We start from the raw sequence: 23414 nt of genomic DNA, 5'->3' as shown, positions 1-23414 counted from the left end.
AGAGGGGATGTCCACGGTGATCCGAGCCCGAGGTCTGACCAAGACCTTCCACCGCAAGTCCGAGACCGTCGAGGCCGTCAAGGGCATCGACGTCGACGTCCGTGAGGGCGAGCTGGTCGCCTTCCTCGGCCCCAACGGGGCCGGCAAGTCCACGACCCTGCGGATGCTCACGAGCCTCCTCGAACCCACCGCCGGCACGGCCGAGGTCGCCGGGTACGACGTCACGCGCCACCCCGCGCACGTACGCTCGCAGATCGGCTTCATCGGCCAGGGCAACGGGGGCGGGTTCTCCTACCGGGTGCTCGACGAGCTGCACAACCAGGGCCGGTTCTACGGCCTGGGCTCCGCCGAGTACTCGCGCCGGGCCGCGGAGCTCCTCGAGGCGCTCGACCTCGGCGGGCTCGAGAAGCGCACCGTCCAGTCGCTGTCCGGCGGGCAGCGCCGACGCCTCGACGTCGCCCTCGGCCTGATGAACCACCCGCCGCTGCTGTTCCTCGACGAGCCCACCACCGGCCTCGACCCGCACGCCCGGGCCAACCTGTGGGAGCACATCGGCGCGATGCGCGAGCGGTACGGCATGACGATCGTCCTCACCACGCACTACCTCGACGAGGCCGACGACATGGCCGAGCGCGTCGTCGTCATCGACCACGGCGAGATCATCGCCGACGCGACCCCGTCCGAGCTCAAGCGCGACCACTCCGACGACCTCGTCACGCTGGTGGTGGCGCCAGGGTCGGCGGGCGGTGCGCCGTCGGGCACGGACCTGCTGCCCGACGACGAGGCCACGCTCCGTACGGCGCTGGCCTCCGGTGACGGCGAGGTCCGGACCGACGGGGCGGTCGCGGCGGACGGCGCGCGGACTGTGCGCATCTCCACCGCGCACGGGGACACGCGGCTGCCGGAGGCGATCGAGGCGCTGCGCGTCGCGGGGTTCGCGGTGCGCTCGGCCGAGCTGCGCCAGGCGAGCCTCGACGACGTCTTCCTCAACCTCACCGGGCGCTCCCTGCGAGAGGAGGCGGCGTGATGACCGCGCAGACCAACCTGTCGGCAACCCGGACCACCGGGGGGCGCCCGGGCGGTGACGTCTCCGTGCGAACAGGGGCGGGGAAGCTCGTCGCCGACACCTGGGCCGTGTTCACGCGCGAGATCCTGCTCGTGCTGCGCGACCCGTTCACGCTGATCTTCTCGCTCCTGCAGCCGCTGATCTTCCTCGGTCTGTTCGGGCCGCTGCTCACGGGCGCGGTCGGCGGGTTCGGCGGTGGGACGCCGGGCGGGGGCGGGAGCACCGCGGACACGTTGCAGTGGTTCGTGCCCGGCGTGATCGTGATGATCTCGCTCTTCGGCACGTCCATGAGCGGGTCCAACCTGCTCTACGAGATGATGACCGGCTCCTACGAGCGGGTGCTGGCGACGCCGCTCGACCGCTCCGCGATCCTCGTGGGTCGTGCGCTCAAGGAGTTCGCGCCGCTCGTCGTGCAGGGGCTGCTCATCGCGGTCGTGTGCGTGCCGTTCGGTTTCACGCTCTACCCGCTGCACCTGCTCGTAGGGCTGCTCCTGCTCGGGCTGTTCGGCGTGGGAGTCGGAGCGCTGTCGATCTCGCTCGCCCTCGCCGCGAAGAACCGCGAGTGGCTGTTCTGGGGCGTCCAGCAGTCGCTGCTCTTCCCGCTGCTCATCCTGTCCGGGATGATGCTCCCGCTCGAGGCAGGCCCGGCGTGGATGCAGACGGCCGCGATGTTCAACCCGCTGACGTACATCGTCGACGCGGAGCGCGCGCTGCTGGCCGGCTCGCTCGTGGACACGGACGTCCTGTGGGGCTTCGCGGCGGCGGCGCTGACGTGCGCGGTGGGGCTGTGGGTAGGCATCCGCCGCACCCGCCGCACGACCTGACGGTTCTCATCTCCCGCCGAACACGCCCTGGGGGTCGTCATCCGCCCGATAACGACCCCCAGGGCGTGTTCGGCGGCGGGCGATGTCGTGCTCGACGGGTCGGGTGGGCTCGGGCTGGTCGAGTACACGTTTCGCTGTACTGTGGGGGGATGGTCGAGACCGTCACGCTCACGCACACCGCCGCGCTCGCGCGGCTCGGGCACGCGCTGTCCGACGAGACGCGCACGCGGATCCTGCTGACGCTGCGCGAGGCGCCTGCCTACCCGTCCGACCTCGCCGACGCCCTGGGCGTCTCCCGCCAGGTCATGTCGAACCAGCTCGCGTGCCTGCGTGGGTGCGGGCTGGTGGAGGCGATCCCCGACGGTCGGCGCACGTGGTATCGGCTCGCCGACCCACACCTGACCCCGGCGCTCGACGACCTGCTGCGGCTCGTCGTGGCGGTCGACCCGACGTGCTGCGGGCCCGACGGGTGCACCTGCGCATGACCTCCGTCTCCCTCGGCCCGCCCCCGCTGGCCGCCGCCCGTCGAGCAGTGCTCGAGCGCCGCGTGCGGTGGGTCGTCGCCGCGACGATCGCCTACAACGTGGTCGAGGCGGTCGTCGCCATCACGGCCGGTCGGATCGCGTCGTCGGCCGCGCTCGTGGGCTTCGGCCTCGACTCCGTCGTCGAGGTCCTGTCGGCCGCGGCGGTCGCGTGGCAGTTCGCGGCGCCCGACCCGCACCGGCGCGAGCGCGTCGCGCTGCGGCTCGTCGCCGTCTCGTTCTTCGGCCTCGCGCTGTTCGTCACCGTCGACGCGGCCCGCGCGCTCCTCGGCGCCGCCGAGCCGGAGCACTCGACCGTCGGGATCGTGCTCGCGGCCGTGTCGCTCGCGGTCATGCCGTTCCTGTCGTGGTTCGAGCGCCGCACCGGTCGCGAGCTCGGCTCCGCGTCCGCGGTCGCGGACTCCCGGCAGACCCTGCTGTGCACCTACCTGTCCGGGGTGCTCCTCGTCGGGCTCGTGCTCACCTCCACGCTCGGCTGGACCTGGGCGGACCCGGTCGCCGCGCTCGTCATCGCGGCCGTCGCCGTCAAGGAGGGCGTCGAGGCCTGGCGCGGCGACGCGTGCTGCGCCCCGGTCGGCGCGCTGCTCGCCGCGAGCGACGAGGTCGCGCGCACCGTCGTCCCTGGCGAGTCCGACCCGGACGCGGCCGGGTGCGAGGACGGGTGCTGCGCTCCGGCCCGGCCCGTCGGCGAGCGCTCGGCTGGAGGCGGAGTTGCGGAGCCCTGACATGTCCCGTGGTGCTCGGCTGGCCGCCCACGGAGCCGCGTCCACGGCCCTGTCGCTGTGCAGCGGCCGCAGGCTGCGCGAGCTCGTGGACGACGCCGTGCCGGTCGGTGCCGGCATCGGCGGGCAGATCCTCCTGCTCGAGGTCGAGGGCATCCCGGTCTTCGTCAAGCAGGTGCGCCTGACCGACCTCGAGCGGCGGCCGGAGAACGTCCGCTCCACGGCGAACCTCTTCGGGCTGCCGGACTTCGTCCACTACGGGGTCGGCACCATCGGCGGACCCGGTTTCGGCGCCTGGCGGGAGCTGGCCGTGCACGTCATGACGACGGGCTGGGTGATCGCGGGGGACTCCGAGGGCTTCCCGCTGATGTACCACTGGCGGGTGCTGCCCGACGCCGGCCAGCCGCTCCCCGACGAGCTGGCCGACGTCGAGCGCGCCGTCGCGTACTGGGGCGGCGGGCCGGAGGTGCGCCGGCGGATCGAGGCCCTGCAGCAGTCCTCGGCGAGCATCCTGCTGTTCCTCGAGTACGTCCCGCAGAACCTGCACGACTGGCTGGACGACCAGATCAGGGCCGGGGACGACGACGCCGCCGAGCGGGCCTGCGCCATGGTGGAGCGCGAGCTCGAGGCTGGGATCTCGTTCATGAACGACCGCCAGCTGCTGCATCTCGACGCCCACTTCGAGAACATCCTCACCGACGGCACGCGGCTCTACCTCGCCGACTACGGTCTCGCGATCTCCTCCCGGTTCGAGCTCGCACAGGGGGAGGCGGACTTCTTCGACGCGCACCGCGGCTACGACCGCGCCTATGCCGTGACGCACCTGGTGAACTGGCTGGTCGTCGCCCTGTACGGGTACGGGCCACAGGAGCGGCAGGCGTTCGTGCGCTCGCTCGCGGAAGGCGTGGCGCCGAGCGGGGCTCCACCGGCGGTCGCGGCGATCCTGGTCCGGCACGCACCCGTCGCAGCGGTGATGGGTGACTTCTACCGCCGGTTCCGGCGGGAGAGCCGGGAGGCGCTCTACCCGCAGGAGGCGATCCACCGGATCGGACCGCGGCCGGACGGCTCGCCCCGAGAGCGAACGGCGTGACCGTCGCCCGCTAGTCCGAACCGAGGTGCGTGATCAGCCGTCGGGTCACGCGGTCGAGGTCGGCGCGGTCCGTCGCGGTGAGCGTCGCGACGATCTCCCGCTGAGTCGCGCCGTGGCGGGTGACGGCGTCGTCCACCTGGCGCCTGCCCTCGTCGGTCAGCTCGACGTCGAGACTGCGGCGGTCCTGCGTGCTCGGGACGCGCACGATCAGGCCGCGTGTCTCCAGCCGGTCCAGGCGGCCGGTCATGGTGCCGGTGGTCATGAGCAGCGCGCGCGCCAGGCTCGTGGGTGAGAGCCGGTACGGCGCGCCGGCCCGGCGCAGGGCGAACAGCACGTCGCCGTCGCCGCGGTTCACGCCGTAGTCCGCGGCCAGCGCCTGAGTGCGCGCGTCCACGAGCTCCGCGGTCCGACCCAGCCGGGCGAGCAGCGCCATGGCGTCGAGATCGAGGTCGGGACGCTCGTCGGCCCACTGCCCGACGAGCGCGTCGATGCGGTCGTTGTCGTCCATGCCCGCATTTTACCTTGCGCACGAGTTACTCGTGCGCTAACTTGGGCTCAAGCAACTCGTGCACAAGTTACTTGAGAGGAAGTCATCATGACCACGCTGACGCTCAACGGCTCGGAGACCCTGGTGGTGCAGGAGAGCACCGCGGACCGCTTCCAGGTGGAGGCGACGTACCAGCCCCGCGGCTCGCGCCCCCCGAAGCACGTGCACCCGCACCACGACGAGTCCTTCACCGTCCTCGCGGGCACGCTCCGCGTCGGGTTCGTCGACCACGAGCAGGACGTCACCGCCGGCGACTCGTTCGACGTCCCGCGCGGCACCGTGCACCACATGTGGAACCCCGGCGACGCGCCCGCGACGGTGTGCTGGCTCAGCACGCCCGCGGCGCGCGTCGAGCCGTTCTTCACCGCCATGGACCGGCTGCACCGCGACGGGCGGGCCGGGCTTGTCGGCCTCGCAGGCGTCCTCAACGAGTACCGCGACGTGATGCGCCCCGCCTCACCGCTCACACGCGCCGTCGTGCGCGTGCTCGGCCCGCTCTCGCGTCCGGTCGGGCGCTGAACCGATGACCACCCAGGCCCCGAAGACCACCCAGGCCCCGAAGACCACCCGGGCCGCTGTCACCACGAGAAGGAGTGCCCCCATGTTCCGCAAGCACCTGGCATCCACGCTGACCGTCCTGCTCGCGCTCGGGATCGGCTACGTCGGCTTCAGCTACCTGTTCGCCCCGGCCGCGACGGCGCCGTCGTTCGGCATGCCCGTCTGGCCCGAGGGTGACGCCGCGGCGTTCCTCGCGACCAAGGGCATCCGCGACCTGGCCTCGGGCCTCATCCCGCTCACGCTGCTGCTCACGGGGCAACGCCGCGCGCTGGGCTGGGTGCTCGCGGTCGAGACGATCGTCCCGGCGACGGACATGATCCTCGTGCTGGCGTCCGGGGGTTCGGCGGCTGTCGCGCTCGGCGTGCACGGAATCACCGCCGTGGCCGTGCTCGCCACCGGGATCCTGCTCCTGACCGAACCCCGGCGGGCCCCGTGGGGTCGTCCCGGTCACGGCGCGCCGTGATGCTGCGAGCGGCATGAGCGGATCCGGCGCCAGTGGTTCACTGGGCGGATGCCCGACGACGCGCCGCTCACCCTCGCCGACCTCTCCGATCGCGTCGAGGCGATCTCGGCGCTCTACGCGCACAAGTTCGGTATCGACCGCGACCCGGACTGGTTCGCGCTCAAGCTGACCGAGGAGGTCGGCGAGCTCACGCAGGCGTTCCTCGCCGCGACGGGCCGCACACGCCCACGCCACGAGCCCGTGCCCGACGGCGCGGGACGGGCCCTCGCGGACGAGGTGGCCGACGTCCTCGCCCACCTTCTTCTCCTCGCCCGTGCGCAGGGTGTCGACGTCGAGGCGGCCGTCGGGCGCAAGTGGCTCGCATGGGAGACCGAATTCGATGGTTGAGCATCCGCCGAGAGCCTAGGGTTGGCGCGGTGAGCGACCAGCGCACGGACCCTCCCGCCACCGCCGACGAGATCACGACCCTGCCCGGGTTCCTCGACTACCACCGCGACACGCTGCGCTGGAAGACGTCCGGCCTGGATGCCGCTGAGCTCGCGCAGACGCTGCCGCCGTCGACCATGTCCCTGGGCGGGCTGCTCAAGCACGTCGCGTTCGTCGAGTCGTACTGGTTCTCGGAGATCTTCCTCGGCAAACCTCTCATCGCTCCGTTCGACACCGCCGACTGGGATACCGACGCGGACTGGGACTGGCACAGCGCGACGCAGGACAGCCCGGAGGAGCTGCGCGTGCTGCTGGACCGGTCGATCGCCGCGTCCGACGAGATCCTCGAGGCGGCGATGGCGGACGGCGGCCTGGACCGCGTGTCGGCCGTGGCGCACCGGCGTACCGGCGAGGCGTGGAACCTGCGCTGGATCGTCGTCCACATGATCGAGGAGTATGCGCGGCACAACGGTCACGCGGACCTCATCCGCGAGTCGGTCGACGGCGCGGTCGGCGAGTAGTCCTCGCAGAGCCTTCCGGTGCGCGCCGCCGTGGACGATTCTTGCTGCGGCGCCGGGCACCCGGCACGATGGCGGGCGTGACCGCGCCGCCGCCCCCGCCCTTCCCGCGACGCACGAGCGCGGCCGGCGACGACCTCGTCCTGCTCGACCTCGACGGGACGCTCGCGGACTCCGCTCCCGGGATCGTCGCGTCCGTACGCCACGCCTACGCGGCGCTCGGGCTCGCCGTGCCGCCCGACGACGTCCTGCGCGGGTTTATCGGCCCGCCGCTGGACGACACGTTCCCGCGCCACGGCGTCCCGGCGGACCAGGTCGGCGCGGCCGTCGGCGCCTACCGCGAGGTGTACGCGGCCGGAAACCTGTACGACAACGCGCTCTTCCCCGGCATCCCCGCGTGCCTGACGGCGCTGCGTGGCGCGGGCCTGCGCCTCGCCCTCGCGACCTCGAAGCCGGAGCCCATGGCCCGCCGGATCGCCGTGCACCTCGGCATCGACGCGTACCTCGAGCGCGGCCTCGACGACGTGTTCGGCGCGACGCTCGACGGGACACGCAGGTCGAAGGGTGACGTCATCGCGCACGCGCTCACCACGCTCGGGTCCCGAGGCGTCACCCCGGACGCCGCGCACATCGTCATGGTCGGCGATCGTGAGCACGACGTGCACGGTGCGGCGGGGCACCAGATCGCGTGCGTCGGGGTCGCGTGGGGCTACGCCGAGCCCGGCGAGCTCGAGCGCGCCGGAGCGATCGCTGTCGTCGCCGACCCCGCGGAGCTCGTCGCGGTCCTCGGGCGTCGGGCGACGTCGCGTCGCAGCGACGCTTGACCTTGACGTAGCGTCAACTTCTAGCGTGGTGACCGCTGCCGCACCGAGCGGGGCGGAAACACGGACGAGGAGGGCGGGCGGAGAGCCATGAGGAGCACGGCACCGCGCCGCACGGCCGACTGGTCGATCCAGGAGGTCGCGCGGCTGGCCGGCACGACGAGCCGCACGTTGCGGCACTACGACGCCGTGGGGCTCCTGCCCCCGAGCCGTGTCGCGTCGAACGGCTACCGCCACTACGACGCCGACGCCCTCGTCCGCCTCCAGCGGATCCTGCTCCTGCGTGACCTCGGTCTCGGGCTCCCCGCGATCAAGGAGGCGCTCGCCGGGACGGGCCACGCGGCGTCGGGCACGGGGGAGACCTCCGAGCGGGACGCCCAGGTCCGGGCGCTGCGCGGCCACCTCGAGTGGCTGCGCGCGGAGCGGCAGCGGCTGGCGCGACAGATCGCGTCGGTCGAACGCACGATCACCACGATGGAAGGAGGTGGCGAGCTCATGGCGAGCGACATGTTCGACGGGTTCGACCACACGCAGTACAAGGACGAGGTCGAGGACCGCTGGGGCAAGGACGCGTACCGGCGCGGGGACGCCTGGTGGCGTGGCATGTCCGACGACGAGCGGTCGGCCTGGCAGGAGCGCACCGCGCGCCTGAACGACGACTGGACCACGGCGGCGCAGGCCGGCACGGACCCGGCGTCGGACGAGGCGCAGGAGCTCGCGCGACGTCACGTCGCCTGGCTGCAGAGCGTCCCGGCGAACCCCGCGCACGAGGCGGGGCCGCTGCGGAACTACCTGCTGGGCCTCGGGGAGATGTACGTGAACGACCCGCGGTTCGCGCTCAGCTACGGCGGCGTGGAGGGCGCGACGTTCGTCCGCGACACCCTGCGCACGTACGTGGACCGCCTGCCGACGTAGTACCTCTGCCCGCCGACGTAGTACCTCTGCTCACCGAGGTAGTACCCCAGTCCGGACGGGGGTACTACCTCGGCGCACTGGCCTACTACCTCGCGAGCGGAGGTACTACGTCGGTGGTGGGGGAGGATGGAGGGGTGGGACAGCTCTCGGCGCGTCGACGCGTCACCCGGTACACGCTCGGCCCCGGGGTCGCGCGCGCCTCGCTGCGCGACGACCAGCTCACCGTCGAGGAGCCGTTGGAGGTGCGCGTCGACGGGCGCGTCCTCACGGTCACGATGCGCACCCCCGGGCACGACCTCGAGCTCGCCCTCGGGCTCCTCGTCTCCGAGGGGATCGTCCACGGTCCGCACGACGTGCGGACCGCGCGCCTGTGCGCCACCGCCGACAACACGGTCGAGGTCACGCTCGCGGACCAGGCCCGGCCGCGCGCCGTCGGGCACGGACGCGTCCTTCCCGTCACGAGCGCGTGCGGGCTGTGCGGCGCGGACAGCATCGACGCCGTGCGGACCCGCTCGGCGCACCCCCTGCCCGACGGCGGCCCGGACCTCGACCCCGCGTGGCTCCTGGCGCTCCCTGACCGGATGCGCGCCGCGCAGATCGTCTTCGCGCGGACGGGTTCGCTCCACGCGGCGGCGCTCGTCGACGTCGAGCGCGACGAGCTGTTGGTCGTGCGCGAGGACGTGGGACGGCACAACGCCGTGGACAAGGTCGTGGGCTGGGCGGTCCAGCACGGGCGCCTGCCCCTGCCCGGCACCGTGCTCGTGGTGTCCGGCCGGGCCGGGTTCGAGCTCGTGCAGAAGGCGTCGATGGCCGGGGTCCCGGCGATGGTGGCGGTGTCCGCGCCGTCGTCGCTCGCTGCGGACCTCGCGGTCGAGTCGGGCCTGACGCTCGTCGGGTTCGCGCGGGGCGAGTCGATGGTGGTCTACGCGGGCGACCACCGCGTCCGCGTCGCGGACCCCGCCCCGGGCACGAGGGTGGTGCCGGCGTGAGCGCGGCGCGCGGCGTCGGGCACGGACGGGGCGACGAGACGGCGCCGGACGTCCGGATCGGGCCGCCCAAGGACAACGCCGCCGGGCCGGAGGCCGTGGTACGCACGCTCGTCGCGTCGGTGCGCGAGCTGGGTCCGCTGCGGGCCGCGAAGCTGCTGACGGCCGCGAACCAGCAGGACGGGTTCGACTGCATGAGCTGCGCGTGGCCGGACCCGACGCACCGCAGCCGCGCCGAGTTCTGCGAGAACGGCGCGAAGGCCATCGCGTGGGAGGCGACGCCGCTCACGGTGCCGCGGTCGTTCTGGGCGGAGCGCTCGCTGACCGAGCTGGCCGGGAAGGACGAGTACTGGCTGGGGCAGCAGGGCCGGTTGAAAGAGCCGGTGCACAAGCCCGCCGGATCGGACCACTACGAGCCGGTGACGTGGGAGCGGGCGTTCGAGATCGTCGGAGACCGGCTGCGCGGGCTCGCGTCCCCGGACGAGGCCGCGTTCTACACGAGCGGCAGGGCCTCGAACGAGGCCGCGTTCGTCTACCAGCTGTTCGTGCGCGCGTTCGGCACCAACAACCTGCCCGACTGCTCCAACATGTGCCACGAGTCCACGGGCACGGCGATGCTGGAGACGATCGGGATCGGCAAGTCGACGATCTCGTACGAAGACTTCGCCAAGGCCGACCTCGTCATCGTCATGGGGCAGAACCCCGGCACCAACCACCCGCGCATGCTCACCGCGCTCGAAGGGACGAAGCGGTCCGGGGGGTCCGTGGTCTCCGTCAACCCGCTGCCGGAGGCCGGGCTCGTGCGGTACCGCAACCCGCAGACCGTGCGGGGCCTGGCCGGGCGCGGCACCGAGATCGCCGACCGGCTCTACCAGGTCCGCCCCGGCGGGGACATGGCGCTCCTGCAGGCCGTGTCCAAGCGTGTGCTCGACGCCGAGGACGCCGCCCCCGGCACCGTGCTCGACCACGCATTCCTGGTCGAGCACACGCGCGGGCTGGACGCGCTCCGGGCGCACCTCGCGCAGCTGGACGAGGTGGAGGTCCTGCGGGCGACGGGACTGAGCGTCGCCGACGTCGACGACCTCGCCGCGCGCTACCTCGCCGCAGACCGCGTGATCGTCACCTGGGCGATGGGCCTGACGCAGCAGCGCAAGGGCGTGGACACGATCAAGGAGATCGTCAACCTCCTGCTGCTGCGGGGGAACATCGGGCGTCCGGGCGCGGGGGCGTCGCCGATCCGCGGGCACTCCAACGTCCAGGGTGACCGGACCATGGGCATCTGGGAGAAGATGCCGGACTCGTTCCTGGACGGGTTGGAGCGGGAGTTCGGGTTCGCACCGCCGCGAGCCCACGGGGCCGACTCGGTCGAGACCCTGCGACGCATGCGCGACGGGCGCATCCGGGCGTTCGTCGCGCTCGGCGGGAACTTCGTGGGCGCGATCTCGGACACGGCCGCGGCCGAGGCGGCCGTGCGGGGGACCGACCTCACGGTGCAGATCTCCACGAAGCTCAACCGGTCGCACGCCGTGACGGGCCGTGAGGCGCTGATCCTGCCGACCCTGGGCCGGACCGAGATCGACCGGCAGGCGAGCGGGCCGCAGCTCGTGTCCGTCGAGGACTCCGTGTGCGCGGTGCACGCGTCGCGGGGCAAGGTCGAGCCCGTGGGGGACGACCTGCGCAGCGAGGTGGCGATCGTCGTCGGGATGGCCCGGGCGACGTTGCGCGACGATGCGGACGACTCGGTCCCGTCGATCGACTGGGCGGCGATGCGCGACGACTACGACGTCGTGCGCGACCACGTGAGCCGCGTCGTGCCCGGGTTCGAGCGGTACAACGAGAAGGTGCGGAGCCCCGGGGGCTTCGTGCTCCCGCACGGGCCGCGCGACTCCCGCACGTTCGCGACGGCGAGCGGGAGGGCTGAGCTCACCGTCAACGTCCTGGAGCCGGTCGAGTGCCCGCCCGGACGGCTGATCCTCCAGACCCTGCGCTCCCACGACCAGTTCAACACCACGATCTACGGGCTCGCCGACCGCTACCGCGGCGTGCGCGGCGGCCGGGACGTGGTGTTCGTCAGCCCGGACGACCTCGACGAGCTGGGGATCGCCGACGGCGACCGCGTCGACGTGCACAGCGAGTGGCCGGGCCAGCCCGACCGGGTGCTCGCGAACCAGCGGGTCGTCGCCTACCCCGCGGCGCGCGGCTCCGCGGCGGCCTACTATCCGGAGGCGAACGTCCTCGTCCCGCTGGACAGCACCGCGATCGGCAGCAACACCCCGGTGTCCAAGTCGGTCGTCGTGCGACTCGTCCCTCGTGCTGAGCCGCGGTGACCCGCGCCGGAACGAGAGCTCCGGCCCGCCGGAAGGATCCCGTGCGTGCCGAGATGGGTCCCGGTCCTACCTCGCGGGGTGGGCGGGGCCGAGGTCGGCGAAGACCGCGCTGTTGAGGCGGAACGCCAGCTTCGCCTCCGCGACGGTCTCGTCGACCTGCGCAGGAGTCAGGGCGAGCGCGTCGAGGCGCTCGCGGTAGACGTCCTTGAACGGCTTGGACTTCGGGATCTCGGTGAACGTGTAGAACGCGAGCCCGTCGACCGACAGCCCGTAGTGCCGCTCGAGCATGCGCTTGATGATCTGGCCGCCGGACAGGTCGCCCAGGTAGCGGGTGTACGCGTGCGCGGCGTAGGCGGGCAGCGAGCCGCCGACCTCGCGCAGCCGCGCCACGTAGCGCTCGGTCGCGGGGTGGATCGTGATTCGCTCGGCCCAGTCCGGGCCGACGAGGAACGCGAGGTCCTTCTCGATCTCCGGGGTCCGGGTGAGTGCGTCGAAGACGAGCGTCGCGCCCTGCACGTCCGAGCGGATCGCGGTGCTCGCGGCCTCGAGCGCGCCGTAGACCGCCCACTGCTGCGCGGCGAGGTCGGCGTAGGCGGCGACGTCGAGCCCACCGGCCATGAGCCGCTCCACGAAACCGGACCCCTCGGCCTGCTCGTGCTCCGGGCGGGTCCCCTCGCGCAGCCGCTGCGAGAGCGGCGCGGAGACGTCGGCCGGGGCGAGGTCGTGGGTGAGAGCAGTCACGGGAGCTCCTGTGGTGCGTCGGGTCGCTGAGTGGCTGTCCTGACAGGTCGTCATGACGTTGCACCAGGACTCTACCGCACGAGGTTAGGCTTGCCTACCCTCCATCGACGCACGAAGCCGGGGCCGGCACGGCAGCGGGACCGTCCCCGGAGGACTAGAGGCCGGGCCGCGTGTCCTCCGGGTTCGGCAGTCCGGCGATGAAACGGAAACCGAGCAGCCCGGCGAGCACCGCCGCGCCACCGCCCGCGATCAGCGGCGTGGTCAGGTCGACCCGCGCGAGCAGACCCCCGAGGAACGACCCCAGCGGCATCGCGCCCCACAGCAGCGTGCGCCACGTCCCGTGCACGCGCCCGAGCAGACGGCTCGGGATCGCGGCCTGCCGCAACGACATGACCAGCACGTTCCACACCGTGGTCCCACCGAACGACAGGGCGAGACACACCGCCGCGACCGGGACCACGGGGACCAGACCCATCACCACGAGCATCGTCGGCGTGAGCAGGTTCGCCACGGCCATCACGGGCCCGGCCCGGAACCGCTCCTTGAGGGGGTTGGCCACCCCGGCCGCGAGGAGCGCGCCGAGGGCTCCGACGAGCATGAACGTCCCGTACCACGCCTCCGGGACGCCGAGCTCGTCGAGCACGTAGAGGACCAGGGTCGCGGTCGCCGCGGAGAAGCAGATGCCGACGACGATCGAGAGCAGCCACAGCGGGCGGAGCATCGGGCTCGCCCAGATGAACCGGAACCCGTCCGCGGTCTGCCGGTACCAGCGCACGCGTACCGCGTCGGACGGCGCCGTCCGGTGCTCGCCGGCCGCGGCCGCGGGCAGGAAGAACGCGAGGACGAACGCGACCGCGTAGCTGAGCGCGCCCACGCCGAGCGGGATGAGGACCGCGACGGCGAACAGTGCCGACGTGAGCGGGGCCGACAGGAAGTTCTGCACCGTGAGCTCGCCCGCCTCGATGCGCGAGTTCGCGCGCGGCAGGTCCCGCGGGGCGACGATCGAGGGCAGGACGGCCCGGATGGCGCCGTCGTACACGGTCTCGAACGCGCCGTAGAGGAACACGACGGCGTACAGCCACCAGATCGTCAGCGTCCCGGTCGCGGAGAGGGTGACGAGCACGAGCGCGAGCGCGGTCCGCACGCCGTTGGCGAGCGCGAGCGCGCGCCGCCGGTCGATCCGGTCGAGCAGGATCCCGGCCGGGATCGCGAAGAACAGCCAGGGCAGGAGCGCGACGGCCGCGATCCCGGAGACGAGGAGCGGGTCGTCGGTGAGCTGCACGGCGAGCAGCGGCGCGGCGACGCGGGCGATCCCGTCACCGAGGCTCGAGCTGAGGTTCGCCGTGAAGACGTTCGTGAAGGCGGGACCGAGGTGCGGCCGACCCGGACGTCTCGGTCGCTCGGGTCGGGGACTCACACCCCGAGGCTACGGCTGGTCGCCACGACGTCAGTGCGCGCTCGCGACCGCCCCGACCCGGAGGTCGGCCCCGACGGCACGGAGCACGAACGCCTCGGTCGCTCGTACGGCCTGATCGCGCGCGTCGGGGTCGTCGGGCACGAACCGCCCGGACAGGCACGCGTTGACGAGCTGCACGGAGGTCTCGATGTCCTGCTCCGGGAACTCGCCGACCTCGATGCCGCTGCGCACGATGCGGCGCAGGATGGACTCGACCAGCTCGGCGTGCTCACGCAGCCGCTGGCGCGTCGTGCGCGACAGCACCGTGCGCAGATCGGGTCCGGGGGCGAGGTGGAACACGCTCGTGAGGCGCGCCTGCTGGCGGATGTAGGTGCGCAGCTGCTCGACCGGGTCGTCCACGCCGGCCAGCGCCCGCTCGAGCGTGCTCACGTACTGCTCGGTCTCGTGGGTGATGAAGCCCAGCAGGAGCGCTTCCTTGTCCGGGAAGTGGTTGTAGACGGCGGTGCGCCCCACCCCGGCCGCCGCGGCGATGTCGGCCAGCGAGATGGCGTCGAAGCCGCGGTCCATCATCAGGGTCGACAGCGCCGTGAACAGCTTCTGTCGGGTCTGGGCGCGGTGCTCGTGCAGGGAGCCCCCGATGATCTTGGGCATCCTGACATCATAGGGATGGATTGTCAGAAAGCGAATCGCCCCGTTCGGCCGGGCGGGGTCCGCGACGGATCCGCCGGGGCGACCTCTGGCACACTGCGGCAGATGGAACCGAGCATCCCGCCCGACACCAAGGACTGGACCTGGGTCCTCGAGCGACCCTGTCCGGAGTGCGGCTTCGTGTCGTCCGACGTCGAGCCCGACATGGTCGGGCCCACGGTGCGTGCCACCGTCCCCCGCTGGGTGGACGTGCTCGGCCGTGACGACGTGGGCGTGCGACCGGACGTCGCGACCTGGTCACCCCTCGAGTACGCGGCCCACGTGCGCGACGTCTTCGTCGTCTTCGACGGGCGCCTGCGGTCCATGGTCGAGCAGGAAGACCCGCTCTTCGCCGACTGGGACCAGGACGCGGCCGCGGCCGAGGCCGACTACGCCCACCAGGACCCGACGGTCGTCGCCCGCGAGCTCGAGCTCGCGGGAGGTCGCGTCGCGGAGCGGTTCGAGACGCTCACGCCGGACCTGTGGGACCGCCCGGGGCGCCGCTCGAACGGGTCGGTCTTCACGGTCCGCACGCTCGGGCAGTACTTCCTGCACGACGTCGTGCACCACCTGTACGACGTCGGCGCCGACGAAGGGCCGGTCCTCTGACGTCTCGCGACCGTGCGGCGCGCGGGTCGTGCTGGTGGAGGGAGCCCTGGACGCCGAGGTGATCCGCCGTACCGGGTCCGCCGTCGTGCCGGTGTTCGCGTTCGACGCCGACGACGCCGGGCGCGCCGCCGCGGCGCGGGTGTGGGACCTGCTCACCGACGATGAGGCCGGTACCGCCAGCGCCCCAGTAGCCAGGTCAGTTCGGCCCCGTGGGAGGGCTGCGGCAGGATGACGCGCAAACGTCGAGGTGTTGCACCTGTACTGGTCTGTCGGGCGCGACATCCTCGACCGCCAGCGTGCGGCAGGGTGGGGAAGCAAGGTGATCGACCGGCTCCTCCCGGCTGATCTGAGGCGAGAGTTCCCCGATCGGCGCGGCTGGTCGCCGTCGAACGTGAAGAGCATGCGACGTATCGCCCAGGCGTGGCTCGAGACGCTCTTCTCGAGCCAGGGCTTCTCTGTGTCTCGGCTCACCTTGACCTAACATGCCTAGGCCATTGACACGGGTGGTACCACTATTGGTACCGTCGTCTCGTGACGAAGCGAGACAAGGTGCTGGACCGCATGCGGAACAGCCCGGGCAGCGTTCGCTTCGACGAACTCGCCGCCGTGTGCGGCCACTACTTCGGCGAGCCCCGGCGTAGCGGGGGCTCGCACCACATCTATGCCATGCCTTGGTCCGGTGACCCCCGGGTCAACATCTAGAACAGCAACGGCCAGGCCAAGGCCTACCAGGTCAAACAGGTCCTCAAGGCGATCGACAAGCTCGAGGCCATGCAAGATGAGAACGACTCCAAGGAGGAGGAGAAGTGAACGCCGCCGAGCACTACAGCTACCGCGTGTCCTGGTCCGCAGACGACGGGGAGTTTGTCGGTACGGTTCTCGAGCTGCCCTCTCTCTCGTGGCTCGAGCCCGAGCCGGGCGCCGCGTTCTCTGGGATCCAGAAGCTCGCCTATGAGGTGGTCGACGACCTCGCAGCCTCTGGCGAGGAGGTCCCGGAGCCCTTGTCCGAGCGCCACTACTCAGGCGAGTTCCGCGTGCGGATCCCCCCGGCTATGCACCGCCGGCTCGTCGAAGAGGCTGCCGAGCAGGGCATCTCTATGAACCGTCTCGCCAACCACAAGCTCTCAGCCTGAGACAGCACGAAGCCCGCACCCCCGAGATCTCGTCTCGGGGGTGCGGGCTTCGTCGTGCCGCTCGGCTGTCGCGGAACGCGACCTCGAGCCGGTACCGGGTGAGCAAGCTGACACCGCCTCGCGTGGCTACCCCCCGCGCCCGCGCCCGCGCCGGCACCCGAGCCCCCGCCGGCACCCGCTCCCGCCCCCGCACCGGCGGAGGCCTACTACAAGAACTGCGACGCGGTCCGCGCCGCCGGAAAGGCGCCGATCCACCGCGGTGAGCCCGGGTACTCCGGCAAGCTGGACCGCGACGGCGACGGCGTCGGCTGCGAGTAGAGCTCCACGCCATCACGGCGAGCGAGGATCTCGATCAAGTAGCAAAACCGACCGTTTGTCGGGCGTCGCAAAAGGTGGTTCTGCGGCGTCCGGCAAATCGGTGCTTGTCGTACACCAGGGCTGCTCCCGTCGTCCGGGATGGGAGGTTTGGAGGGGTTCGATACCTCCGACGGGTCCTCTTCGTAAGCACGATGAGCCTATGAGGTGCGTGTGGCGCGGTCTCGTGCTGCTCTCGTGGGACCGCGTCCATCGCGGTGGCTTGAACAACGGTGTTCAACCTCTTGGGGGGAAATCATGCGCGCTGTGTCGTTCGTCGCTGGGATCGTCTCGTCATCGTTGCTCGTTGTGGGTGCCGTCGCCCTGCCGGCGAGCTCGGCCCCGTCAGCCGGGGGCCTGCGGCTGCGGCCGCCGCGGCGCCGGCGCCGGACGTCTGGGAGCCGGATCCGGACGCGCCTGAGGTCGAGGTCGGCGGTGCTCCGCCGAGCAAGGCGTGGACGCCTGAGCTCTCAGCGCCCGAGGGACCGAGTGCAGCGCGAGCAGCTGCGCCGCCAGCAGCGAACGAGGCCCTGGGGGACACCGGGGCGTACACGTTCCAGGAGTTCTGGCTCGATGGTGACGAGGGCGACCAGGCGATCAAGGTCAACGTCGGGTCGGGCAACCTGTTCATCCGCTCAAAGATGAGTGAGCTTCGCGGGCCGGGGGTGCCGGCCGTCGCGTACCGCGTGTACAACTCGCAGAACGACATCGACAACGGGTACATCGGGCCGTGGCGCGAGGACTACATGATCACCGGCCTATCGATCTCCTCGTCGACGACGACGTACTACGACGGGACGGGCGCGCGGTGGGTGTTCACCAAGTCGGGCAGCACGTGGACTTCTCCCGCGGGGGTGAACGCGTCGCTGACGCAGAACGGTGACGGGACGTGGACGGTTTCCTACAACCGGACCGGGGAGAAGGTGATCTTCAATGCGTCGGGCTGGTTGACCAAGCGTCAGGACCGCAATGGTGTCGGGATCACCTACGGGTACTCCTCCGGCCGGGTCGTGTCGGTCACCGACGCCGTCGGCAAGAGCATCGGGATGGATTACCTGATCAACAACGGCGCGGCCCACAGCCTCGACGAGGTGGGGGCGGCGGGCCGCTACACCAGGTTCTTCTATGACTCGGTCGGGCGTATGGACAGGGTCAACGAGGAGGGCGCCGGGCGCCCGTTCTGGACCATGACGTACGACGCCAGCGATCGGCTCGTGACGATGGGCGGCGACGGGCGATCGATCGCGTTCGTGTACGACTCCGCGAGCCGGGTCACGAAGGTCACGCAGTCCCGCACGGGTGAGTCGAGCGTGGTGACCTCGTTCGCGTACACCGCGACCGGCACCACGGTCACTGATCCGCGCGGCAACACCTCGAGCTACGAGGTCGACTCCAAGTGGCAGGTCACCAAGACCACGGACCAGCTCGGGCGCACCCAGTCCCAGACCTGGACAGCGAACAGCGACGTGCAGACCACCACCGACGGGTTCTCCACGGGCGGCGGGCAGGGCAACGTCACTGAGGCGACGTACGACCAGCTGAACAACCAGACCGGCATCACGCTGCCCACGGGCGCGGCGACCCAAGCCCTGTACGCCCAGGGCCCGGGGTGCACCGGCGCCCAGTCCGGCAACCCCTACCGGGCCAAGTGCACGATCGACCCGTCGGGCAACACCCAGTCCATGACGTACGACGCCGCGGGAAACCTCACCGCCAAGACGGACACCACGAGCGGCGGCACGGCCTCGACGACGTCGTACACCTACGAGACCAGCGCTGGCACGGTGTGCGGGGGCAAGGCCGGGCAGATCTGTTCTGCGACCGACGCCAACAACAAGAAGACGACCTACACGTACTCCGGTGGCAACCTCATCAAGACCACCCCGCCGGCACCGCTCGGCCCGACCCTGTACGAGTACGACGCGGTCGGGCGCGTCACCAAGGTCACCGACGGCAACGCCAAGGCCACGACCTACGCCTACGACGCCGCGGACCGAATCACGCTCACCACGTTCCACAACGGGCAGACCCTGACGAACGTGTGGACACCTAGCGGGCTGCTGACCTCCGAGGCCGACTCGGCTACCGGCACCGCGATCACCTACAAGTACAACCTGCTCGGTAAGCAAACCGAGAGGAAGGTCCAGGGCCCCACGGGCAGTGGCTACAGCAACACCGTCACCAACGGCTACGACAAGAGTGGGAACCTTGTCTCGACGGGCGGCCTGGGCGCGACGACGTACGCGTATGACGTGGCGAACCAGCTCACCGCCCTGCGCCCGACCTCCGGATCTTGCACCACAAGTGGCAACCCTGCCGCGAACTCTGGATGCGTGAAGTTCACCTACGACAACAACGGGCATGAGACCGCCCGAATCTTCCCCGGCGGCGCACGTCAGAACACCACCCGCGACACCTCCGGGCGCCCGACGCGGATCACCGCGACGGACGCAGGCGGGTACACCAAGGCCGACGTCGGGTACTCCTACACCCAGGGCAGCAGCGACCGCATCATGCTGCAGAAGCGCACCAGCCACCTCGAGCAGGGCATCCCCGTCGGCGCGATCAGCTCCTACAGCTACGATTCGCTGAACCGGTTGACCAAGGCCGAGGAGAAGAACGGGGCCACCGTCAACGCGTCGTGGACCTACACCTACGACAAGGCGAGCAACCGCACCAGCCAGACTCGCGCCGGCAACACCGGCGCGACCGCGGGCACGATCACCTACACCTACAACAACGCCAACCAGATCGCGTCCACCAGCGCCGACACCACCACCTGGGCCTACGACGGTGCCGGGAACCAGACCCGCAACGGGATCACCGGTCAGACCGCCACGTACGGCGACCGTCTCCAGGTCACCGCTAGCGGCGCCACTACCTACACCACGTTCGGGCCAGGCAACGATCTGCAGCTGAAGTCAGTCACCGGCATCGCTACGACAACCTTGTACAGCTCGGATCTTGGCCTCATTGGCAAGGACCTCCAGGGAGCGAATACCTCGTGGACGCGGAGTCCTGACGGCAAGCCCATCGCCCTCACGCAGGTCGCCTCCAGCTACTACGTCACCGACCACCTCGGATCCGTGCTCGGCATGTTTGGGAACACGGGCGGATGGCAGGGCGGCTACTCCTACTCGCCCTACGGCGAGCAGCGCAGCGCCAGCAATGTTGGTGTCATCGGCTCGAACAACATCCGCTACGCCGGCGGCTACGAAGAGTCCGCCAACCTCTACAAACTCGGCGCCCGCTACTACGACGCGACACTGGGGCGGTTCACCCAGTACGACCCGGCCGGCCAAGAGTCCAACCCCTACACCTACGCCGCGGCCAACCCATGCAATGCCAAGGACCCAACGGGAACGAGTGTCGTGGTTGCATTGCAGGAGTGCTGGGCATGGCCGCAAGTGCGGTTAGCGATCTCGTGACATTTTATGGTCTTGGCGCCGCGCTCCTAGCTGGCAGCGGACCTGGGATCGTGGCGGGCTTTGCCGGAATGTTCCTGGGCGCGGTTATCGGGACACTTGTTACTGACTTCACGCTACAACAATGCAATTCGTGAAAGATTGGGAAAGGGAGTGAATCGCGACGCGTGGCGAAAGCCGATCCTATTGGGCTTGGCTATCACGGTAATGCTGGCCGTCTTCCTGCTCATAGTGACCTGACCGATACATCGTCCGCTCGTGCCGGTCCCGCGCGTGCGAAGGCTTCTCGAGCCGGGGCCTCGACAGGACGCCTCGCCCGCGTCGCATCGCGAGTCCTCGACGGAGTTCCTTGACCGCGCCGCCGGTGAGTACTGGCAGGCCGTCCGCGACCTCATGAACGACTGGCTCAGTCGCGTACCTCCACAGGAACGCCGTGCCCTGGCAGGCCGCCTTCGGCGCCCGGACGACCACACCTTCCAGGCAGCGTTCCTCGAGCTCTACCTCCACGAGTCCCTGATCCGGTCCGGTCTAGACCTTGAGATCGAACCCGCTCTCCCGGGCACGGACCGGCGGCCCGACTTCCTCGCACGCTCTTCGGGTGAGAGCTTCTACCTCGAGGCGCGATCCCCGAGCACGAGCAGAACCCGGCAGGGAACCGCTGGACGCATCAGCGACGTCTACGACGGCCTGAACAAGACCGACAGCCCGAACTTCTGGCTCGCAATCGACATCAACGCCGCGGGCGAACGGGCGCTCTCGACCAAGCCTCTGCGCGCGCAGCTCGAGGCCTGGCTCAAGGGCTTGGACCCTGACGATCTGATCACTCGCGAGGAGTGGCCGCCCTTCTCTTGGGACCGCGAAGACTGGAGCATCACGCTCCGCGCCCTGCCCAAGAGCCCGTCCATGCGCGGTAGCGATACAGGGCTGCGCCCGCTCGCCATCTACGGCAGCGGCGGTGAGGCGCAGTGGGTCGACGACGCCGGCGTGTTGACCGACGCCCTGTCGGACAAGGGGAACGCGTACGGAAGGCCGGAGCACGGCTTCATGGTCGCGATCGGCACGTCGTTCTTCTCGGACGACGACTTCGGCGTCAAGAACGCGCTCTACGGCCCCGAGCAGTGGGTGATCGACCCCGTGGAGGGCCGCTTTCTCGGCGCTGCCCGCGGCCCGGGCGGGTACTTCCACGCCGGGGACGGACATTGGGCGCACCAGCACGTGTCCGGGGTCCTGATCGTGAACAACCTCCACCCCGGCGCCTTCACAAAGCAGACGCCGACCTACTGGCCGAATCCTCGAGCCACCCACGAGGTCACCGTGCCGGAAGCTTGGGACGTCGTCGCGCTCGTCGACGGGCACCTCAAGCGCACGCCCGCCACTCTCAGCCAGCACGAACTCTTCCACCTCCCTGAGCCGGGCCGCCCGGCGAGAGATTCCCCAAGTAGCGTCGTGCCGTGGCGTACCCGACTCGGCCAGTGCTCGACGCCCTCCCGCAGTTTCGCGGCGACGAAGAACGGCTACAACGTGTTCCAGCGGGACAGGTTCGACCGGTTCGTCGCGGAGCAGTACGCCGCCGGTCGGTCTCTGCGCGAGGTTGGGGAGCTGACGGGGCGCACGCAGACGGCGGTGCGGCGCAGTGAAGCGACCCAGGTTTGATGCCGCTCCTGTTTGAGTCCAGGAGGATGAGCACATGCCGAAGAAGATTGATCCCGAGCTGAGGGCGCGCGCGGTGCGTCTGGTGCGTGAGCACCTCGGGGAGTACCAGAACGTGACGGCGGCGTCGGTCGCTGTGTCCAAGCAGCTCGGGGTGTCCCGGGAGTCGGTGCGCCGCTGGGTCGCGCAGGCCGAGGTGGACGCCGGGGACCGGCCGGGGGTCAGCAGTGAGGAGCTGGAGGAGATCAAGAAGCTCAAGGCGGAGAACCGGCGCCTGCGCGAGGACGTCGCGATCTTGAAGGCCGCGACGTCTTTCTTCGTGGGGGAGCTCGACCCCCGCAACCGATGATCATGGGCTTCATCGACACGATGAGGGCTGAGGACCATGCGGTCGAGTCGACGTGTCGGGTCCTGCGTGAGCAGGGCTGCCAGGTCGCCGCACGGACCTACCGGGCGTGGCGTGGCGCGGGTGGCCGTGTCGCGCCGCGCACGGTGAGCGACGCACAGGTCGAGGACGCGGTGCGCCAGACCGCGTGGACAATACGGGTCGGCCCCGATGGGATCGAGCGTCGCGTGCTGGCACCGGAAGGCCTGTACGGGCGCAGGAAGATGACCGCGTGCGTGCGCCGCGGAGCCGCACCGGACGCCTCGCGGGGCGCGGTCGACCGGGCGATGCGGACCCTGGGACTGGTCGGGGTCCGCCGCGACAAGGGCGTGCGCACGACGATCCCCGCGAAGGACGGGATGCGCGCTGGTGATCTGCTGAACCGCGACTTCACGGCGCCGGCGCCGAACCACACCTGGGTCACCGACTTCACGTACGTGCGGACCTGGGCGGGGTGGGTCTACGTCGCGTTCATCGTCGACGTGTTCTCCCAACGGATCGTGTCCTGGCACGCGCAGACGTCTAAGCACGTCGATCTGGTCATGGTCCCGCTGCGCATGGCGCTGTGGCAGCGCGACCGCGAGGGCCACCCCGCCGTGCACGGGCAGCTGATCCATCACAGCGACGCCGGGTCGCAAGGCGGAATCAATTGGTCGTCGCAACACCCCTGATCTCGGAGGTGCGGTGTGGCGAAGGCAGTGTGGAGGATGAAGACCAGCGATGTTCCCGAGGGCGCGCGTCGGCAGTGGCGTGCTGATCGGGGTCTGCTGCACGAAGAGGTGACAGGTGATCTCAGGCGGCGAGTGCGACCTGAGTGGTCATGATGGCTTCGTACTCGATGGGGGTCAACCGTCCGAGTCGCTGCTGGCGGCGGCGCCGGTGGTAGGTGCGTTCGATCCAGGTGATGACCGCGATCCGCAGCTCGGCCCGGGTGGTCCAGCGGCGCCGATCGAGCACGTTCTTCTGCAGCAGGGCGAAGAAGGATTCCATGGCGGCGTTGTCGTCGGCGGAGGCGACTTGGCCCATGGACCCGACCAGGTCCAGACGGCGCAGCGTTGCCAGGAACTTCCGGCTTCGAAATTGGGCGAGTTCAACGGGTCGACGCAACACCGGGCTCTTGGAGCGAGAGTAGCTGCTCGGCGAAGACCTCGGCGGGGGTCTTCCAGCCGAGGACCTTGCGGGGCCGGTCGTTGATCGCCAGGGCGACG

At 70.7% G+C, this 23414-nt stretch carries 24 protein-coding genes and 2 pseudogenes; 21 read left to right on the top strand and 5 right to left on the bottom strand.

What is annotated here, in order from left to right; translation table 11 throughout:
- Positions 1–7: 7 nt before the first annotated feature.
- The 5 genes from IF651_RS14685 (at position 8) to IF651_RS14665 (ending at position 4244) form a co-directional block, all read left to right on the top strand.
- Positions 8–1027, top strand: coding sequence for an ABC transporter ATP-binding protein (locus IF651_RS14685; protein WP_194720264.1), 1020 nt, complete (start codon positions 8–10; stop codon positions 1025–1027).
- Positions 1027–1890, top strand: a complete 864-nt coding sequence (locus IF651_RS14680; RefSeq protein ID WP_191829887.1) for an ABC transporter permease — start codon at positions 1027–1029, stop codon at positions 1888–1890. The genes IF651_RS14685 and IF651_RS14680 overlap by 1 nt, the downstream gene beginning before the upstream one ends.
- 149 nt (positions 1891–2039) lie before the next feature.
- Entirely contained in the window at positions 2040–2375 is a 336-nt protein-coding gene (locus tag IF651_RS14675) for an ArsR/SmtB family transcription factor (protein ID WP_191829886.1), read from the top strand.
- Entirely contained in the window at positions 2372–3157 is a 786-nt protein-coding gene (locus IF651_RS14670) for a cation efflux transmembrane domain-containing protein (RefSeq protein WP_191829885.1), read from the top strand. Before IF651_RS14675 ends, IF651_RS14670 begins: the two co-directional genes overlap by 4 nt.
- 1 nt (position 3158) lies before the next feature.
- Complete coding sequence (locus IF651_RS14665; RefSeq protein ID WP_191829884.1) at positions 3159–4244, top strand: protein kinase family protein; 1086 nt, start codon at positions 3159–3161, stop codon at positions 4242–4244.
- 10 nt (positions 4245–4254) lie between these two features.
- Here the strand turns inward: IF651_RS14665 and IF651_RS14660 are convergent, their stop codons facing one another.
- Positions 4255–4752 carry a MarR family winged helix-turn-helix transcriptional regulator gene (locus IF651_RS14660; RefSeq protein WP_191829883.1) on the bottom strand — a complete coding sequence of 166 codons (498 nt, stop codon included), beginning with the start codon at positions 4750–4752 and terminating at the stop codon, positions 4255–4257.
- 87 nt (positions 4753–4839) lie between these two features.
- Between IF651_RS14660 and IF651_RS14655 the strand changes: the two genes are divergently transcribed.
- The 8 genes from IF651_RS14655 to IF651_RS14620 all read left to right on the top strand — a co-directional run bounded on the left by IF651_RS14655 (position 4840) and on the right by IF651_RS14620 (position 11805).
- Positions 4840–5310 (top strand): cupin domain-containing protein, encoded by a 471-nt coding sequence (locus IF651_RS14655; RefSeq protein WP_191829882.1) that lies wholly within the window; start codon positions 4840–4842, stop codon positions 5308–5310.
- An 82-nt stretch (positions 5311–5392) separates the two neighbouring features.
- Positions 5393–5812, top strand: a complete 420-nt coding sequence (locus tag IF651_RS14650) for a DUF4267 domain-containing protein (RefSeq protein WP_191829881.1) — start codon at positions 5393–5395, stop codon at positions 5810–5812.
- Positions 5813–5860: 48 nt separating this feature from the next.
- Positions 5861–6199, top strand: coding sequence for a MazG nucleotide pyrophosphohydrolase domain-containing protein (locus IF651_RS14645; protein WP_191829880.1), 339 nt, complete (start codon positions 5861–5863; stop codon positions 6197–6199).
- A 29-nt stretch (positions 6200–6228) separates the two neighbouring features.
- Positions 6229–6759, top strand: coding sequence for a DinB family protein (locus tag IF651_RS14640; RefSeq protein WP_338403989.1), 531 nt, complete (start codon positions 6229–6231; stop codon positions 6757–6759).
- Positions 6760–6836: 77 nt separating this feature from the next.
- On the top strand, positions 6837–7580 hold the full coding sequence (locus IF651_RS14635; protein WP_338403988.1) for an HAD hydrolase-like protein: 744 nt from the start codon (positions 6837–6839) through the stop codon (positions 7578–7580).
- 87 nt (positions 7581–7667) lie between these two features.
- Positions 7668–8492 (top strand): MerR family transcriptional regulator, encoded by an 825-nt coding sequence (locus tag IF651_RS14630; RefSeq protein WP_191829877.1) that lies wholly within the window; start codon positions 7668–7670, stop codon positions 8490–8492.
- Positions 8493–8626: 134 nt separating this feature from the next.
- A complete protein-coding gene (fdhD, locus tag IF651_RS14625; RefSeq protein WP_191829876.1) occupies positions 8627–9481 on the top strand; it encodes a formate dehydrogenase accessory sulfurtransferase FdhD in 855 nt (284 codons plus the stop codon).
- Positions 9478–11805, top strand: a complete 2328-nt coding sequence (locus IF651_RS14620; protein WP_191829875.1) for an FdhF/YdeP family oxidoreductase — start codon at positions 9478–9480, stop codon at positions 11803–11805. The genes fdhD and IF651_RS14620 overlap by 4 nt, the downstream gene beginning before the upstream one ends.
- Positions 11806–11871: 66 nt before the next feature.
- On the opposite strand, the gene IF651_RS14615 is transcribed toward IF651_RS14620, so the two are convergent.
- From IF651_RS14615 to IF651_RS14605, 3 genes are all read right to left on the bottom strand, one after another.
- On the bottom strand, positions 11872–12546 hold the full coding sequence (locus IF651_RS14615) for a biliverdin-producing heme oxygenase (RefSeq protein WP_338403987.1): 675 nt from the start codon (positions 12544–12546) through the stop codon (positions 11872–11874).
- Positions 12547–12700: 154 nt separating this feature from the next.
- The gene (locus IF651_RS14610; protein ID WP_191829873.1) at positions 12701–13963 is read right to left on the bottom strand and encodes an MFS transporter; all 1263 of its coding nucleotides are present in this window, start codon (positions 13961–13963) and stop codon (positions 12701–12703) included.
- Positions 13964–13993: 30 nt separating this feature from the next.
- Entirely contained in the window at positions 13994–14614 is a 621-nt protein-coding gene (locus IF651_RS14605) for a TetR/AcrR family transcriptional regulator (protein ID WP_191829872.1), read from the bottom strand.
- Positions 14615–14716: 102 nt separating this feature from the next.
- On the opposite strand from IF651_RS14605, the gene IF651_RS14600 reads away from it, so the two are divergent.
- From IF651_RS14600 to IF651_RS14565, 8 genes and pseudogenes are all read left to right on the top strand, one after another.
- Positions 14717–15259, top strand: coding sequence for a DinB family protein (locus tag IF651_RS14600; protein ID WP_191829871.1), 543 nt, complete (start codon positions 14717–14719; stop codon positions 15257–15259).
- A 247-nt stretch (positions 15260–15506) separates the two neighbouring features.
- Positions 15507–15740 (top strand): DUF1016 N-terminal domain-containing protein, encoded by a 234-nt coding sequence (locus tag IF651_RS14595; RefSeq protein WP_191829870.1) that lies wholly within the window; start codon positions 15507–15509, stop codon positions 15738–15740.
- Between the two features lie 50 nt (positions 15741–15790).
- Complete coding sequence (locus IF651_RS17875; protein ID WP_241744497.1) at positions 15791–15961, top strand: hypothetical protein; 171 nt, start codon at positions 15791–15793, stop codon at positions 15959–15961.
- A gap of 104 nt (positions 15962–16065) precedes the next feature.
- Entirely contained in the window at positions 16066–16392 is a 327-nt protein-coding gene (locus tag IF651_RS18075; RefSeq protein WP_191829869.1) for a toxin-antitoxin system HicB family antitoxin, read from the top strand.
- A gap of 249 nt (positions 16393–16641) precedes the next feature.
- Positions 16642–16710 (top strand): excalibur calcium-binding domain-containing protein, encoded by a 69-nt coding sequence (locus IF651_RS17865; protein ID WP_338403996.1) that lies wholly within the window; start codon positions 16642–16644, stop codon positions 16708–16710.
- A gap of 848 nt (positions 16711–17558) precedes the next feature.
- Positions 17559–20174 (top strand): RHS repeat-associated core domain-containing protein, encoded by a 2616-nt coding sequence (locus IF651_RS14575; protein WP_206715351.1) that lies wholly within the window; start codon positions 17559–17561, stop codon positions 20172–20174.
- Positions 20175–20429: 255 nt separating this feature from the next.
- A complete protein-coding gene (locus IF651_RS14570; RefSeq protein ID WP_191829867.1) occupies positions 20430–21824 on the top strand; it encodes a hypothetical protein in 1395 nt (464 codons plus the stop codon).
- 34 nt (positions 21825–21858) lie between these two features.
- Positions 21859–22850 (top strand): annotated as a pseudogene (locus tag IF651_RS14565) (IS3 family transposase); the annotation flags it as partial.
- 148 nt (positions 22851–22998) lie between these two features.
- Here the strand turns inward: IF651_RS14565 and IF651_RS14560 are convergent.
- Positions 22999–23292: pseudogene (locus IF651_RS14560) on the bottom strand (integrase core domain-containing protein); the annotation flags it as partial.
- Positions 23293–23414 lie beyond the last annotated feature (122 nt).

The organism is Cellulosimicrobium arenosum (assembly GCF_014837295.1).
GTDB classification, from domain to species: domain Bacteria; phylum Actinomycetota; class Actinomycetes; order Actinomycetales; family Cellulomonadaceae; genus Cellulosimicrobium; species Cellulosimicrobium arenosum.
This window is presented reverse-complemented; position numbering and strand designations above follow the sequence as displayed.